Annotated in this window: 15 protein-coding genes; 5 read left to right on the forward strand and 10 right to left on the reverse strand. The window is 68.8% G+C overall.

What is annotated here, in order from left to right:
- The first annotated feature begins 17 nt into the window (after positions 1 to 17).
- The 3 genes from C9E82_RS19350 (at position 18) to C9E82_RS19360 (ending at position 2,177) form a co-directional block, all read left to right on the forward strand.
- Positions 18 to 434, forward strand: a complete 417-nt coding sequence (locus tag C9E82_RS19350; protein WP_119900858.1) for a RidA family protein — start codon at positions 18 to 20, stop codon at positions 432 to 434.
- A 4-nt stretch (positions 435 to 438) separates the two neighbouring features.
- Positions 439 to 1,113: a DUF1028 domain-containing protein gene (locus C9E82_RS19355; protein WP_119900859.1), complete on the forward strand. Its 675-nt coding sequence runs from the start codon at positions 439 to 441 to the stop codon at positions 1,111 to 1,113.
- A gap of 122 nt (positions 1,114 to 1,235) precedes the next feature.
- Positions 1,236 to 2,177, forward strand: a complete 942-nt coding sequence (locus tag C9E82_RS19360; protein ID WP_122449366.1) for a LysR substrate-binding domain-containing protein — start codon at positions 1,236 to 1,238, stop codon at positions 2,175 to 2,177.
- A 116-nt stretch (positions 2,178 to 2,293) separates the two neighbouring features.
- Here C9E82_RS19360 and C9E82_RS19365 read toward each other — a convergent pair whose 3' ends face one another.
- Positions 2,294 to 3,880, reverse strand: coding sequence for an ATP-dependent DNA helicase (locus C9E82_RS19365; RefSeq protein ID WP_119900837.1), 1,587 nt, complete (start codon positions 3,878 to 3,880; stop codon positions 2,294 to 2,296).
- A gap of 122 nt (positions 3,881 to 4,002) precedes the next feature.
- A complete protein-coding gene (gene ccrA / locus C9E82_RS19370; RefSeq protein ID WP_119900846.1) occupies positions 4,003 to 5,292 on the reverse strand; it encodes a crotonyl-CoA carboxylase/reductase in 1,290 nt (429 codons plus the stop codon).
- Positions 5,293 to 5,585: 293 nt separating this feature from the next.
- On the opposite strand from ccrA, the gene C9E82_RS19375 reads away from it, so the two are divergent.
- Both C9E82_RS19375 and C9E82_RS19380 read left to right on the forward strand, forming a co-directional pair.
- Complete coding sequence (locus C9E82_RS19375; RefSeq protein WP_119900838.1) at positions 5,586 to 6,650, forward strand: acyltransferase family protein; 1,065 nt, start codon at positions 5,586 to 5,588, stop codon at positions 6,648 to 6,650.
- Positions 6,651 to 6,674: 24 nt separating this feature from the next.
- Positions 6,675 to 8,714 (forward strand): methylmalonyl-CoA mutase family protein, encoded by a 2,040-nt coding sequence (locus tag C9E82_RS19380; RefSeq protein WP_420849866.1) that lies wholly within the window; start codon positions 6,675 to 6,677, stop codon positions 8,712 to 8,714.
- 280 nt (positions 8,715 to 8,994) lie between these two features.
- Here C9E82_RS19380 and rpmE read toward each other — a convergent pair whose 3' ends face one another.
- From rpmE to ffh, 8 genes are all read right to left on the reverse strand, one after another.
- A complete protein-coding gene (rpmE, locus tag C9E82_RS19385; RefSeq protein ID WP_119900840.1) occupies positions 8,995 to 9,216 on the reverse strand; it encodes a 50S ribosomal protein L31 in 222 nt (73 codons plus the stop codon).
- A 12-nt stretch (positions 9,217 to 9,228) separates the two neighbouring features.
- Positions 9,229 to 9,612, reverse strand: a complete 384-nt coding sequence (gene rplS / locus C9E82_RS19390) for a 50S ribosomal protein L19 (protein WP_119900841.1) — start codon at positions 9,610 to 9,612, stop codon at positions 9,229 to 9,231.
- Positions 9,609 to 10,514 carry a tRNA (guanosine(37)-N1)-methyltransferase TrmD gene (trmD, locus tag C9E82_RS19395; RefSeq protein ID WP_119900842.1) on the reverse strand — a complete coding sequence of 302 codons (906 nt, stop codon included), beginning with the start codon at positions 10,512 to 10,514 and terminating at the stop codon, positions 9,609 to 9,611. Before trmD ends, rplS begins: the two co-directional genes overlap by 4 nt.
- A complete protein-coding gene (rimM, locus tag C9E82_RS19400; protein WP_119900843.1) occupies positions 10,511 to 11,011 on the reverse strand; it encodes a ribosome maturation factor RimM in 501 nt (166 codons plus the stop codon). Before rimM ends, trmD begins: the two co-directional genes overlap by 4 nt.
- A gap of 64 nt (positions 11,012 to 11,075) precedes the next feature.
- Complete coding sequence (rpsP, locus tag C9E82_RS19405) at positions 11,076 to 11,438, reverse strand: 30S ribosomal protein S16 (RefSeq protein WP_119900844.1); 363 nt, start codon at positions 11,436 to 11,438, stop codon at positions 11,076 to 11,078.
- A gap of 50 nt (positions 11,439 to 11,488) precedes the next feature.
- Positions 11,489 to 11,785, reverse strand: coding sequence for a chorismate mutase (locus C9E82_RS19410; protein ID WP_119900845.1), 297 nt, complete (start codon positions 11,783 to 11,785; stop codon positions 11,489 to 11,491).
- Positions 11,778 to 12,353 (reverse strand): GNAT family N-acetyltransferase, encoded by a 576-nt coding sequence (locus tag C9E82_RS19415; protein ID WP_122449367.1) that lies wholly within the window; start codon positions 12,351 to 12,353, stop codon positions 11,778 to 11,780. The genes C9E82_RS19410 and C9E82_RS19415 overlap by 8 nt, the downstream gene beginning before the upstream one ends.
- A 6-nt stretch (positions 12,354 to 12,359) precedes the next feature.
- The gene (gene ffh / locus C9E82_RS19420) at positions 12,360 to 13,856 is read right to left on the reverse strand and encodes a signal recognition particle protein (RefSeq protein WP_119900464.1); all 1,497 of its coding nucleotides are present in this window, start codon (positions 13,854 to 13,856) and stop codon (positions 12,360 to 12,362) included.
- Positions 13,857 to 14,004: the final 148 nt, after the last annotated feature.

Below are 14,004 nucleotides of genomic sequence, written 5' to 3' on the forward strand. Positions count from 1 at the left end.
CCCAGCAGGAGACCACGATGGCCCATACCCGCATCCGCAAGTTCAACACCCGCGACAGCTATCCCGAGCAGAGCCTGGACAACGATCTCTGCCAGGCCGTGGTCACGCAGGGCGGCAGGATCGTCTGGCTGCGCGGCCAGTGCCCGCAGAGCCTGGACGATGCCAGGAACATCGACAGCCACGACCCGGTCGAACAGACCCACAAGGTCATGCAGAACATCCGCCAGCTGATCGAGGAGGCGGGCGGCCGGATGGAGCATCTGGTGAAGGTCGTGGTCTACATCACCGACATCCGCCACCGGGAAGCGGTCTACCGGACGATGGGCGAATATATCCGCGGCGTGCATCCGGTCTCGACCGGGCTGGTCGTCTCGGCGCTGGCCCGGCCGGAATGGCTGGTCGAGATCGACGGCACCGCGGTCATCCCGGACTGATGCCATGACCTTTTCCCTCGTCGCCCGCTGCCCCCGGACCGGCATGTTCGGAATCGCCGTCGCCTCGTCTTCCCCGGCGGTCGCGGCGCGCTGCGCCCATGCCCGCGCGGGGGTCGGCGCGGTCGCCTCGCAGAACGTGACGGACCCGCGGCTCGGGCCGATGGCGCTGGATCTGATGGCAGGCGGGATGACGGCCGCTGGCGCAGTGGCCGAAATCGTCAGGCAGGCCCGGTTCGTCGACTACCGGCAGGTCCTGGCGGTGGACCGGGCGGGCGGAACCGCGATCCATTCCGGGCCGAACTCGCTTGGCATCTGGACGCAGGCGCAGGACGAAAACGTCGCCTCGGGCGGGAACCTGCTGGCCAACGGCGACGTGCCGCAGGCCATCGTGGACGGCTTCCTGGGCGCGACCGGACATCTGGGCGACCGGCTGATCGCTGCCATGCGCGCCGGCCTCGCGGCGGGCGGCGAGGCCGGGCCGATCCATTCGGCGGGCATGAAGATCGTCGACAAGCTCGACTGGCCCATCGCGGACCTGCGCTGCGACTGGACCGAGGATTGCCCGATCGAGGCCGTCGCCACGGCCTGGCAGGTCTACAAGCCGCAGATCGACGCCTATGTCCAGCGCGCGCTGGACCCGCGCGCCGCCCCCTCCTACGGCGTGCCGGGCGACGAGTGACGCGCGACGAATGATGGGGCCCCCGCCGGCCGCCTTGCCCCGGCCCGGTCTTTCCCTTAGCGTTCCCGGCTGCGGCCCGGCGCGCCGGGTGCGGGATCCGGGCGGGCGGAAGGACCAGGACGATGCCTCTTCGCTATACCCTGCGGCAGCTGGAATATCTGGTGGCGGTCGGCGAGGCGGGCAGCATCGTCGCGGCGGCCCAGCAGGTCAATGTCTCGCCCCCCTCGATCTCGGCGGGCGTCTCGCATCTCGAGGAAGAGCTGGGCGTCCAGCTGTTCGTCCGCCACCACGCGCAGGGCCTGACCCCGACGCTTGCCGGGCGCAAGCTTCTGGACCAGGCGCAGCTGGTGCTGCGGCAGGCGGCGGCGCTGCGCGACCTGGCGGGCGAGCTGTCGGGCTCGGTCCGCGGGCCGCTGTTGATCGGCTGCCTCAGCAGCTTCGCGCAGGTGGTCCTGCCGGGGCTGAGGCGCAGCTTCGTCGACGCCTATCCCGAGGTCCGCATCTCGCAGATCGAGGCCGACCAGGCCGAGCTGTTCAGCCTGCTGCGCCAAGCGCGGGTCGACCTGGCACTGACCTATGACCTGGACCTGCCGGGCGACCTGAAATTCTTCCCGATGCTGGAACTGCCGCCGCTGGTGGCGATCGGCGAGGACCACCCCCTGGGCCATCTGCCCGAGGTCTCGGTCGAGGAGCTGGCGCCCCATCCGATGGTGCTTCTGGACCTGCCGCTCAGCGCGGATTATTTCCTGTCCTTCTTCAGCCAGCAGGACCTGCGCGCCAATATCGCCGAGCGGACGCGCGACATGGCGGTGATGCGCAGCCTGGTCGCCAACGGCTTCGGCTATTCCATCGTCAATGTCCGGCCCCTGAACGACCTGGCCCCGGACGGCCGGCCGCTTCGCTTCATCCCGCTCTCCGGCAATCCGCGCCCGATGCGGATGGGAATGCTGATGAGCACGGCGGTGGAGCGCAGCCAGCTTCACCGGACCTTCCTCGGCAGCGCCGATGCCTGGATCAGGCAGCACCGCGCCCGCCTTTCCGGCAGCCCCGGCCCCGCCGCCTGACGCCGCCGCCCCTGCTGCACGCGCCCCTCGCACTCCTTGAAAATACCTCACAGGGGGTCCGGGGGACGTGAAGTCCCCCGGCTTTCGCGGGACGCAGATCGCCGCGCGGCGCCGGATCACTCGTCTTCCGCCTCCAGCGCCAGCGCGGCGGCGGGCGCCTCCAGGTCGTCGGTCGCCAGCCCGCCCGAGGGCCGCGCCAGCCGCGCCTTCGTCACCCACAGCAGCCGTTCCTGCGCGCGGGTGATGGCGACATAGGCCAGGCGTTTCCACAGCGGCACCCCGGCCTCGCTGCGGTTCGACCAGGCGGCGGCAGAGATGTCGGGGCCGAAGACCTGTACATCGGGCCATTGCGAGCCCTGCGCCTTGTGGATCGTCACCGCCGCGCCATGCAGGAAGGCCGCGCCCATGCGGGCGGCATAGGGGATGAAGGGCTCCTCCTGGCCCGGCTGCTCGATCTTGACGATGCTGGCGGCGGACAGGCGCGGCTCCTCGGCGCCGATCACGTGCAGGCGGGAGAAGCCCGGCTTGCGGCCCGGCCCCAGATAGACCACCTGCGCACCCTTGATCAGCCCGCGCGCCTCCAGGTCGATGCGCTTCTTGCGGTGCTTCAGCGGCAGCTCCAGCCCGTCGCAGACCAGCGGCTCGCCCGGCAGCAGCGCATCGCCCGGCGCGCCATGGGCGGCGCGGAATGCGTGGATCAGCCGGATCCGCGTCGCATTGCGCCAGACCAGCACCGGGCTGCGCGCCATCAGGTCGCTTTCCACGCGCTCGGCCCAGACGACGCGGGGATCGCGGGCGGCGGCCTGGCGGACCAGCCGCTCGAACCCGTCGAAATCCAGGGCCTCGTCGCCAAGCGCATGGGCCAGGTCCAGGATCGGGCTGTCGTCCGCCTGCCGGTGGACGCGGTTCAGGATCAGCCGCTGGCCGGCGGCCAGCCGGTCGAAGACCATCTCGCCCGATTGCCCGACCGGGGCCAGCTGCGCCGGATCGCCGAACAGCACCAGCACCGGAAAGATCTCGCGCAGGTCGTCGAACTGCCGCTCGTCCAGCATCGAGGCCTCGTCGATCAGCCCGACATCCAGCCCGTCCTCGCGCCGTTTCCAGCCCCGGATGAAATCCGAGCCGCGCAGCCCCGCCGCCGCCAGGGCGCCGGGGATCGAGGCGTGCTGGTCGTAGAAGGCCTTGGCGCGGTCCAGCGCCTCGTCCGTCAGCCCCGCCTGCAGCAGCGAGTCGGTGGTCGGCCGCGGCCCTTCGCCGGCCAGCCATTCGGCGATGCGCTCGTATTCCGGGTCATAGACCGGGCTGTAGAGGATGCGGTGGATCGTCGTCGCCGGCACGCCGCGGGTGCGCAGCACGAAGGCGGCCTTGTTCGTCGGCGCCAGGATGGCGACGGTGCGGCGGTCGCGCCGCTTGCGGCCCTCGTAATCGGCGCTGATGACATCGACCCCGGCCTCGCGCAGGGCGCGGGTGATTTCCGACAGCAGCAGCGTCTTGCCGGACCCCGCCTTGCCGATCACCGCCATGACCCGGCCCTTGCCGGGCCGCGGCGGGCTGATCTCCTCGGCCACCAGGTCGATCCCGGCCCCGGCAAAGGTCTCGGCCAGCGCATCCCAGGCCTCGGCCTGGTCGGGCGACAGTTGCGGGGCCGTGCGCCCCTTGTCGGCGGCGGTATTCGGTTCGGAAAGGGGAAGCTGGCCGGTCATGCTCCCGGTCTAGCGCGGCAGGCGGGCAAAGCGAAGGGGATTTGCGTGGCGGCAGGATGGCGGGCGCAGCAGAACGGGCCGCGATTTCCCGCGGCCCCTCCGAAATTCGCAATGTTGCAGGATCACCGCCGCCCGGCTTCCAGCGCGTCCTCGAAGGTGCGCAGCCCGGTGGTCGGGGCCTGGACCAGCACCGACATGTTGCCCGGCTTGTGCTGGTTCTTGTACATCTTCATATGCGCCTGCGGGATCTCGGCCCAGGGGAAGACCTCGGACATGCAGGGGTCCAGGCGGCGTTCCAGCATCAGCTGGTTGGCGGCGCTGGCCTGTTTCAGATGCGCGAAATGCGACCCCTGGATGCGCTTCTGGTGCATCCACAGGTAGCGCACGTCGAAGGTGCAGTTGAAGCCCGTGGTGCCGGCGCAGATCACCACCATGCCGCCCTTCTTGCAGACCAGGGTCGAGACCGGGAAGGTCGCCTCGCCCGGATGCTCGAAGACGATGTCGACATTGTTGCCCTTGCCGGTGATGTCCCAGATCGCCTTGCCGAACTTGCGCGCCTCGGTGAACCACTCCTTGTATTCCGGGGTGTTCACCTTGGGCAATTGCCCCCAGCAGCTGAATTCCTTGCGGTTGATGACGCCCTTGGCGCCCAGCCCCATGACGAAATCGCGCTTGTCCTCTTCGCTGATGACGCCGATGGCGTTGCCGCCCGCCGCGTTGATCAGCTGGATCGCATAGGAGCCAAGCCCGCCCGAGGCGCCCCAGACCAGCACGTTCATGCCCGGCTTCAACTCGTGCGGCTCGTGCCCGAACAGCATCCGGTAGGCGGTGGCCAGGGTCAGCGTGTAGCAGGCCGATTCCTCCCAGGTCAGGTGGCGCGGGCGCGGCATCAGCTGTTGGGCCTGGACACGGGTGAACTGCGCGAAGCTGCCGTCGGGCGTCTCGTAGCCCCAGATGCGCTGGCTGGGCGAATGCATCGGATCGCCGCCGTTGCAATGCTCGTCGTCGCCGTCATCCTGGTTGCAGTGGATCACCACCTCGTCGCCGACCTTCCAGCGCTTGACCTTGCTGCCGACGGCCCAGACGATGCCCGAGGCGTCCGACCCCGCGATGTGATATTCCGCGCCATGGCCGTCGAAGGGGCTGATCGGCTGGCCGAGGCCCGCCCAGATGCCGTTGTAGTTGACGCCCGCCGCCATCACCAGGACCAGCACCTCGTTGCTGTCGATCTCGGGGACGTCCACGACCTCCAGCTGCATGGCCTTGTCGGGCTCTCCATGGCGTTCGCGGCGGATCGCCCAGGCGTGCATCTGCCGGGGCACATGGCCCAGGGGCGGCATTTCGCCGATCTCGTAGAGGTCCTTCTGGGGCGCCTCGTAGGGCGCGATCGGGGTCGGTGCGTCGAGGGCCATCAGCTTCTCCATGCTTGTGCCGCGGCGCAGAATCGCCGGGTATCCTGCGCCGTGCTAACTTTCGTTGCGCAATATTGCAATAGGCAAGGGGCATTCATGCGCAATAATATGACCCAATCGTTACAGATGAGGCGGTTTTTCTAGCCGCAGCGCAGCGGAATTGTGCCGGGCCGCGGCGTGCTGCCGCCTGCCCATGGCGGCAGACCGGACCTTGCCGGGGCGGATCCGCCGCCGCTAGATGCGACGCGAATCGGTTCCGCTGTTGCCCGTGTCAAAAGTATCGGAGAATTGGAATGTCGCAGGGCGATGCCGTCGCACCGGCGCGGGACCCCCGCCCGGACCTTCCCGTCGAGACCGCCAGGGCGCTGGCCATCGCCATCCTGGTCAGCTTCCACGTCATCGGCGGCGGCGAGGGCGGGCGCGGGCTGAATGTCCCCTATCCCCATGGCCTGCGGCTCTATGCCGACCTTCTGATCGATCTGCGAATGCCGCTTTTCGCCTTCATCGCCGGCGTGGTCTATGCGCTGCGCCCGGTCGAGCCGCGGCAATTGCCGGCCTTCCTGACCGGCAAGCTGCGGCGCCTGGCGCTGCCCGGCGTGACCGCGATCACGGTATTCCTGGCGATGGCCCAGCTGATGGGGTCCGAGGACATGATGGGCGGGCGCGTCTGGGAGGCCTATTTCCGGCACTATGCGATCTTCTGGTTCCTCCAGGCGATGCTGCTGATCTTCGCCGTCTATGGCAGCGCGGACATTCTCAGCCGGGGCCGGGTGCTTCTGCCGGCGCTGGTGCTGTCGATGGCGGCGGTGGCCCTGGGCCTGGGCTTCGACAGCGACCTGATGGCCGCCGATCGCGTGACCCATCTGCTGGCCTACATGCTGCTGGGCGTGGCTTTCGTCCGCCATCATGCCCTGCTGCGGCGGCATGGTCGGGCGGTGCTGCTGCTGGCTTTGCTGGCGATGGGCGCGGGACTTGCGATGAACATCGCGACATTGCGGGCGACGGGGGCCTTCTCTTTCGAGCGGCTGGATCTGCAAAGCCTGCTGTTCGGCGGCGGGGCCTGCGTCGCGGCCTTCCTGCTGCTGCCGCGCCTGGGCCGGTTGCAATGGCTGGGCGCCTGTTCGCTGACGATCTATCTGTATCACATCCTGGCGACATCGGCGTCGCGGCGGGTGCTGGAGCGGCTCGATGTCGATTCGCTGGCAATCCATGTGCTGGCCGGCACGGCCCTGGGGATCGCGCTGCCCGTGGCCCTGCACATGCTTGCAATGCGCTGGTCGGGCACGCGGCTGCTCGTGCTTGGCCTGCGTGCAAAGGGGGCAGCCCGGCCGGCGGCGCTGCCCAGGGTGCCGGCGTAACCGCCGCCGGGACGTGCCGGCGGATTGCCGCGCTGCGGCGAATTGACGGCGCATCATTATTTCGGTAACGATCTGCCTGCTGAAAGATTGTTTCGAGGGTGTCAGATGGCCGAGAAGGACAAACCCTGGTTGTTCCGCACCTATGCGGGGCACTCGACCGCCGAGAAGTCGAATGCGCTGTATCGCAGCAACCTCGCCAAGGGGCAGACCGGCCTGTCGGTGGCGTTCGATCTGCCGACGCAGACCGGCTATGACAGCGACCATGTCCTGTCGCGCGGCGAGGTCGGCAAGGTCGGCGTGCCGGTCTGCCACCTGGGCGACATGCGGGCGCTGTTCGAGCAGATCCCGCTGGAGCAGATGAACACCTCGATGACGATCAACGCGACGGCGCCCTGGCTCCTGTCGCTCTATATCGCGGTGGCCGAGGAGCAGGGGGCGGATGTCGGCAAGCTGCAGGGCACGGTCCAGAACGACCTGATCAAGGAATACCTGTCGCGCGGCACCTATATCTGCCCGCCCAAGCCCAGCCTGGCGATGATCACCGACGTGGCGGCCTATACGCGCCAGCACCTGCCGAAATGGAACCCGATGAACGTCTGTTCCTATCACCTGCAGGAGGCCGGCGCGACGCCCGAGCAGGAGCTGGCCTATGCGCTGGCCACCGCGATCGCGGTGCTGGACGACCTGAAGGGCAAGGTGCCGCCGGAAAGCTTCCCCGAGATGGTCGGGCGGATCAGCTTCTTCGTGAATGCGGGCATCCGCTTCGTCACCGAGATGTGCAAGATGCGCGCCTTCACCGAGCTGTGGGACGAGATCACCCGCGACCGCTATGGGATCGAGGATCCGAAATACCGCCGCTTCCGCTATGGCGTGCAGGTCAACAGCCTGGGCCTGACCGAGCAGCAGCCGGAAAACAACGTCTACCGGATTTTGCTGGAGATGCTGGCGGTGACGCTGTCGAAGAATGCGCGGGCGCGGGCGGTGCAGCTGCCCGCCTGGAACGAGGCGCTTGGCCTGCCGCGGCCCTGGGACCAGCAATGGTCGCTGCGGATGCAGCAGATCGTCGCCTATGAGACCGACCTTCTGGAATATGGCGACCTGTTCGACGGCAATCTGGCGGTGGCGGCCAAGGTGGCCGAGCTGAAGGAGGGCGCGCGGGCCGAGCTGAAGCTCTTGGACGAGATGGGCGGGGCGATCGCCTCGATCGACTACATGAAGTCGCGGCTGGTCGAATCGAATGCCGCGCGGCTGAACCGGATCGAGGCGAACGAGACCGTCGTGGTCGGCGTGAACCGCTGGCAGCAGGGCGAGCCCTCGCCGCTGGTCTCGGGCGATGGCGGGATCATGGTTGTCGACCCGGCGGTCGAGGAGGACCAGGTCGCCCGGCTTCGGGCGTGGCGCGAGGCGCGCGACGAGGCGGCCGTCGCGGCGGCGCTGGCCGCGCTGCGCCTGGCTGCGCAGAAGGGCGAGAACATCATGCCCAGCTCGATCGCGGCGGCGAAGGCGGGGGTCACGACCGGCGAATGGGCCGGGGTGATGCGGGCTGTCCACGGCGAATATCGCGGGCCGACCGGCGTATCCGCCAGCCCGTCGAACCGGACCGAGGGGCTGGAGCCGATCCGCGAGGCGGTCGATGCGGTCAGCGCCCGGCTGGGGCGGCGGCTGAAATTCGTGGTCGGCAAGCCGGGCCTGGACGGCCATTCCAACGGCGCCGAGCAGATCGCCTTCCGCGCCCGCGACTGCGGCATGGACATCACCTATGAGGGGATCCGCCTGACGCCCGAGCAGATCGTCGCCCGCGCCCAGGAGGAGGACGCCCATGTCGTCGGCCTGTCGATCCTGTCGGGCAGCCACCTGCCGCTGATCGAGGAGCTGATGGGCCGGATGCGCGAGGCGGGGCTGGGCGGGGTGCCGGTGATCGTCGGCGGCATCATCCCCGACGAGGATGCCCGGCGCCTGCTGTCGATGGGCGTGGCGCGGGTCTATACGCCGAAGGATTTCCAGCTGAACACGATCATGATGGATATCGTGGCGCTGGTCGAACCGGGGGCGGCGGCGGCCTGAACGGGGCCTGCGGAGGCTGGCGAAGGCCGGGGGCTGTCTGCCCCGTCGCCGGCCGGTTCTCGAACCGGTGGCGTCCCGGCCGGCGACCCCCGAAGGTATTTTTAAGGAGTGCGAGGGGCGAGAGCGTGAGGGCGGTGGCGTCAGGCGTCGGGGACGCCGATGGTGCGGGCCGCCTGGCGGTCTTCCGGCTGCTGAACGCGGACATCTGACGGCGATTCAAAAGGAAACGCCGCCCGAGAGGGGCGGCGTTCCGAAATCCGAATTCCGGTTTCCGGGGCGATCAGAAGCCCAGGCCGGCATATTTCGACTTGAACTTCGACACGCGGCCGCCGGTATCCATCAGCTTGGCCGAGCCGCCGGTCCAGGCGGGGTGCGAGGTCGGATCGATGTCCAGCGACATGGTGTCGCCTTCGGACCCCCAGGTCGAGCGGGTCTGATAGGTGGTCCCGTCGGTCATCTTGACTTCGATCAGGTGGTAGTCGGGATGGGTCTCTTTCTTCATCTCGCGACCTCCTTAAGCGTTCGCGTCGGATTTGGGACGGTAGTTGGTCTTTTCGGCGATACGGGCCGATTTGCCGCGACGGTCGCGCAGGTAATACAGCTTGGCGCGGCGGACCTTGCCGCGGCGGACGACCTCGATCGAATCGATATTGGTCGAGTAGAGCGGGAAGACGCGCTCCACGCCCTCGCCGAAGCTGATCTTGCGGACGGTGAAGCTGGCGCCGATGCCGTTGCCGCCCTTGCGCGAGATGCAGACGCCTTCATAGTTCTGCACGCGCGACCGGGTGCCCTCGGTCACCTTGTAGCCGACGCGCACGGTGTCGCCCGCCTTGAAGTCGGGGATGGTCTTGCCAAGCTCGGCGATCTGCTCGGCTTCCAGTTCTGCGATCAGGTTCATCGCTTCGGTTCCTTGTCATGCTCGCGGTAGCTCCGCGATTGGTCTGATGCGCCCGAGAGCTGTCGGTCCTTTGCCGGGTCCATAGAGGCCGCCCGAAGGCTGTCCTCATATGCCCGCCACAGGTCGGGGCGGCGTTCCTTGGTCAGCCTTTCGGCCTGTTGCGCCCGCCAGGCAGAAATGGCCGCGTGATTGCCGGACAGCAGAACCTCCGGGATCTCGCGGCCTTCCCATTGGGCGGGCTTCGTGTACTGGGGGGCTTCCAGAAGACCCCGGTTGCCGATGGAAAAGGATTCCTCGGCCAGCGAATCCTGATTCCCCAGCACGCGCGGTATAAGCCGGACCGTCGCGTCGATCAAGACCTGAGCCGCGATCTCTCCGCCGGTCAGGACATAGTCGCCGATGCTGATTTCCTCGACCCCGTGGGCGTCCAGGACGCGCTGGTCGATGCCCTCGAAACGGCCGCAGATCAGCGTGACGCCGGGGCCCTCGGCCAGCGCGCGCGCGCGCGCCTGGGTCAGCGGCCGGCCGCGCGGGGACATGCAGATGACCGGGCAGGGCGGGCCCTGGCGGGCCTCGCGCAGCGCGGCGTCCATGACATCGGCGCGGATCACCATGCCCGCGCCGCCGCCGGCGGGCGTGTCGTCGACATTGCGATGCTTGCCCAGGCCGAAGTCGCGCAGCGGGATGGTGCGCAGGTTCCACAGCCCCTGCGCCAGCGCCCGGCCGGTCAGCGACAGGCCGAGGATGCCGGGAAAGGCCTCGGGGAACAGGGTGACGACGCTGGCGGTCCAGGCGCCGGCGACCTGCGGTTCGGCCATCAGTTCGCGCGGGCGCAGGCTGGCGCTGATCGACAGGCGGCCGTGGGATTTCGACGCCTCCGGCTTGGGGGTGTCGCCGGTCATTCGTCCGAACCGGGCGGGTCGGCGACGATGCGGCCCGCGGCCAGGTCGACGGTCGGCACCACGGCGCGGGTGAAGGGCAGCAGCAGCACCTGCTTGCCGCCCACGACCTCCAGGATGTCGCCCGCGCCGTGATCGAAGATGGCGCGGACCCGGCCCAGCAGCTGCCCGCCGGGATCCACGACCTCCAGCCCGATCAGGTCGGCATGGTAGAATTCGTCGTCGGGCAGCGAGGGCAGGGCCTCGCGCGGCGCCCAGAGCGTGGTGCCGCGCAGGGCCTCGGCATCCTCGCGCGTGGCCACGCCCGACAGGCGCGCGCCAAGGCCCCCCGTCACCGGGCGGGTCAGCCTGACCGTGAAGGCGCGCTTGCCGTCCTCGGTCGTCAGCGGGCCATAGCCGGCGATGTCGGCGGGCTGGGCGCAGAAGCTTTTCAGCCGCACCTCGCCCCGGACGCCGAAGGCTCCGGCGATGGCTCCGACGCAGATCCGATCTGTTGCCATGCGCTTCCTCGCAAGCCCGAGAGGACCGGCGGGAACGTGCCCCGCCAGCCGTTCCGCGGCAGGATTACTCGGCGGCTTCCTCGGCCGGGGCGGCGGCCTTGGCGGCCTTCTCCTCGGCGCGTTTCTTCGCCTTGTCGCCCGGCTCGGCCTTCTTCAGGTTCTTGCGCTCGGCCTTTTCCTTGATGCCGGCGGCTTCCAGGAAGCGGGCGACGCGGTCCGTGGGCTGCGCGCCCTGGCCCAGCCAGTACTGCACGCGCTCGATGTTCATCTTCACGCGGTCCTCGCTGTCCTTGGGCAGCAGCGGGTTGTAGGTGCCCAGCTTCTCCAGGAAGCGGCCGTCGCGCGGCATGCGCGAATCGGATGCGACGATGGCGTAATGGGGGCGCTTCTTGCTGCCGCCACGGGCGAGACGGATCTTCATGGCCATTTGTTCTTCTCCTTTGAAATGGCGGTGTGATGCTGCGTTTCCGCGCAGCCTCAGGCCTGGTAGCTCTCGTGATGCCGGATGACTTCGGCGATCACGAAATTGAGGAATTTGCGCGCGAATTCCGGGTCCAGATCGGCCTCGCGCGCGAGGCGTTCCAGCCGTTCGATCTGTTGCGATTCACGCGCGGGATCGGAGGGCGGAAGGTCGTGTTCGGCCTTCAGGCGGCCGACGGATTGGGTATGCTTGAAGCGTTCCGCAAGGGTATAGACCAGGATCGCGTCCAGCCGGTCGATGCTGGCGCGGTGGTCCTTCAGCAGGGCGGCGGCGCGGGCGGCGGGATCACTCATGCCGGGGCTCCTTGGCGGGCGGGACGGGGCGGGCGGGATGGCGGAAGACGAGGCAGGGCTGGTCCGGGTATGGCACCGGGGCATCGTCGTCGCGGGTCGCGCCCAGCCGCCGCGCCAGCGCGATCGAGCGGGCATTGTCGGGATGGATATAGCTGACGATGCTGTCCCAGCCCAAAACGTCGCGGGCATGGGCGCGGGCGGCCTGGGCGGCCTCGAAGGCATAGCCCTTGCCCTCGGCCTCGGGGGTCCAGACGGTCCAGCCGATCTCGTGTTCGGGCCAGCCTTCAGGGAACCAGGGGCCGGTCGCGCCAAGCGGGGTGTCGTCGCCCTGCCGGGTGAAGACGAAGATGCCCCAGCCGCGCAGCACCCAATGGCCGATGACATGGCCGAAGGCCCGCCAGCTGAGCGCCGGGGTCAGATCAGGGCCGCCGCCGATGAAGCTCGCGCGGTCCGACAGGTGGAAGTCGCGCCAATGCGGCCAGTCGCCGGCATGGGGCGCGCGCAGCACCAGCCGCCCGGTCGTCAGGACCGGCGCGTTCAGCGTCAGGGCAGGGGAGGCGTCGCGCATCGGGTCCTACTTCTTGCCGAACATGCCCGACAACCCGCCGGGCAGCCCGGCCTTGCCCAGCTGTCCGCCCAGGCCCTTGGGGTCCTGCAGCATCTTCGTGGCCTCGGCCATCTTCGCGGGGTCCATGTTCTCCAGGTCGGGCAGCCCGCCGCCCTTGCCGGTCATGGCGCGCATGGCCTGCTTCAGCATCCCGCCCTTGCCCATCTTGCCCAGCTTCTTCATCGTGTCGGCCATCTGCTTCTGCATCTTCAGCAGGCGGTTCAGCTCGGCCACGTCCATGCCCGCCCCCGCCGCGATGCGCTTCTTGCGGCTGGCCTGCAGGATCGCGGGATTGGCGCGTTCCTTCTTGGTCATCGAGTTGATCAGCGCGATCTGGCGGCGGATGGCGCTGTCGTCCATGCCGGCGGCCTCGGCCTGCTTGGCCATCTTCTGCATGCCGGGCATCATGCCCATGATCGACTGCATGCCGCCCATCTTCTGCATCTGTTCCAGCTGGCCCTTCAGGTCGTTCATGTTGAACAACCCCTTCTGGAAGCGCTTCATCATGCGCTCGGCCTGCTCGACCTCCAGCACCTCCTGCGCCTTCTCGACCAGGGCCACGATGTCGCCCATGCCCAGGATGCGGCCGGCGACGCGGCTTGCGTCGAAGCCCTCCAGCGCGTCCATCTTCTCGCCCAGGCCGACGAAGCGGATCGGCTTGCCGGTGACGGCGCGCATCGACAGCGCCGCGCCGCCGCGCCCGTCGCCGTCCATCCGGGTCAGCACCACGCCCGAGATGCCGACCTTGCCGTCGAATTCGGTCGCCACGTTCACCGCGTCCTGGCCGGTCAGCCCGTCGACGACCAGCAGCGTCTCGCGCGGGTTCGCGACGTCGCGGACCGCCTGGACCTCGTTCATCAGCACTTCGTCGATATGCAGCCGCCCGGCGGTGTCCAGCATGTAGACGTCATAGCCGCCAAGCGCCGCCTGCTGCTTCGCGCGCTGCGCGATCTGCACCGCCGTCTGGCCGGGCACGATCGGCAGGGTGTCGACGCCGATCTGCTGGCCCAGGATCGCCAGCTGCTCCATCGCCGCCGGCCGCTGGGTATCGAGGCTGGCCATCAGCACGCGCTTCTTCTCGCGGTCCTTCAGCCGTTTCGCCAGCTTGGCGGTGGTGGTGGTCTTGCCCGAGCCCTGAAGCCCGACCATCAGGATCGGCGCGGGCGGGTTGTCGATCCGCAGCGCCTCGGGCTCGTCCTCGCCCTGCAGGACCTTGATCAGCTCGTCATGGACGATCTTCACGACCTGCTGGCCGGGGGTGATCGACTTGGTGACGGCGCTTCCGGTGGCCTTCTGCGTCACCGATTTCACGAAGCTGCGCGCCACCGGCAGCGAGACATCGGCCTCCAGCAGCGCCACGCGCACCTCGCGCATGGCGGCGGTGACGTCCTCCTCGGACAGGGCGCCCTGCTTGGTCAGCCGGTCGAAGACGCGGCCCAGACGGTCGGAAAGGTTCTCGAACATGGCCGGGCCTCCTTCGGGTCCAATAGGCTGTCGCCCCCGTGGGCGCGACGCGCTGACGGGGGGCGATCCCCGCATGTGACGGGGACCGGAAGGGTCGTCCTTCCGGGAATCCGGTGGCTGATACGAAAAAACGGCCCCCGAGTCAACG

The organism is Paracoccus sigandri (genome assembly GCF_003709565.1).
Lineage (GTDB): Bacteria > Pseudomonadota > Alphaproteobacteria > Rhodobacterales > Rhodobacteraceae > Paracoccus > Paracoccus siganidrum.

What these genes read in the sequence shown, in the direction of transcription:
- C9E82_RS19350 (WP_119900858.1), top strand. Translation starts at nt 18, where the DNA reads ATGGCCCATACCCGCATCCGCAAGTTCAACACCCGCGACAGCTATCCC.
- C9E82_RS19355 (WP_119900859.1), top strand. Translation starts at nt 439, where the DNA reads ATGACCTTTTCCCTCGTCGCCCGCTGCCCCCGGACCGGCATGTTCGGA.
- C9E82_RS19360 (WP_122449366.1), top strand. Translation starts at nt 1,236, where the DNA reads ATGCCTCTTCGCTATACCCTGCGGCAGCTGGAATATCTGGTGGCGGTC.
- C9E82_RS19365 (WP_119900837.1), bottom strand. Translation starts at nt 3,880, where the DNA reads ATGACCGGCCAGCTTCCCCTTTCCGAACCGAATACCGCCGCCGACAAG.
- ccrA (WP_119900846.1), bottom strand. Translation starts at nt 5,292, where the DNA reads ATGGCCCTCGACGCACCGACCCCGATCGCGCCCTACGAGGCGCCCCAG.
- C9E82_RS19375 (WP_119900838.1), top strand. Translation starts at nt 5,586, where the DNA reads ATGTCGCAGGGCGATGCCGTCGCACCGGCGCGGGACCCCCGCCCGGAC.
- rpmE (WP_119900840.1), bottom strand. Translation starts at nt 9,216, where the DNA reads ATGAAGAAAGAGACCCATCCCGACTACCACCTGATCGAAGTCAAGATG.
- rplS (WP_119900841.1), bottom strand. Translation starts at nt 9,612, where the DNA reads ATGAACCTGATCGCAGAACTGGAAGCCGAGCAGATCGCCGAGCTTGGC.
- trmD (WP_119900842.1), bottom strand. Translation starts at nt 10,514, where the DNA reads ATGACCGGCGACACCCCCAAGCCGGAGGCGTCGAAATCCCACGGCCGC.
- rimM (WP_119900843.1), bottom strand. Translation starts at nt 11,011, where the DNA reads ATGGCAACAGATCGGATCTGCGTCGGAGCCATCGCCGGAGCCTTCGGC.
- rpsP (WP_119900844.1), bottom strand. Translation starts at nt 11,438, where the DNA reads ATGGCCATGAAGATCCGTCTCGCCCGTGGCGGCAGCAAGAAGCGCCCC.
- C9E82_RS19410 (WP_119900845.1), bottom strand. Translation starts at nt 11,785, where the DNA reads ATGAGTGATCCCGCCGCCCGCGCCGCCGCCCTGCTGAAGGACCACCGC.
- C9E82_RS19415 (WP_122449367.1), bottom strand. Translation starts at nt 12,353, where the DNA reads ATGCGCGACGCCTCCCCTGCCCTGACGCTGAACGCGCCGGTCCTGACG.
- ffh (WP_119900464.1), bottom strand. Translation starts at nt 13,856, where the DNA reads ATGTTCGAGAACCTTTCCGACCGTCTGGGCCGCGTCTTCGACCGGCTG.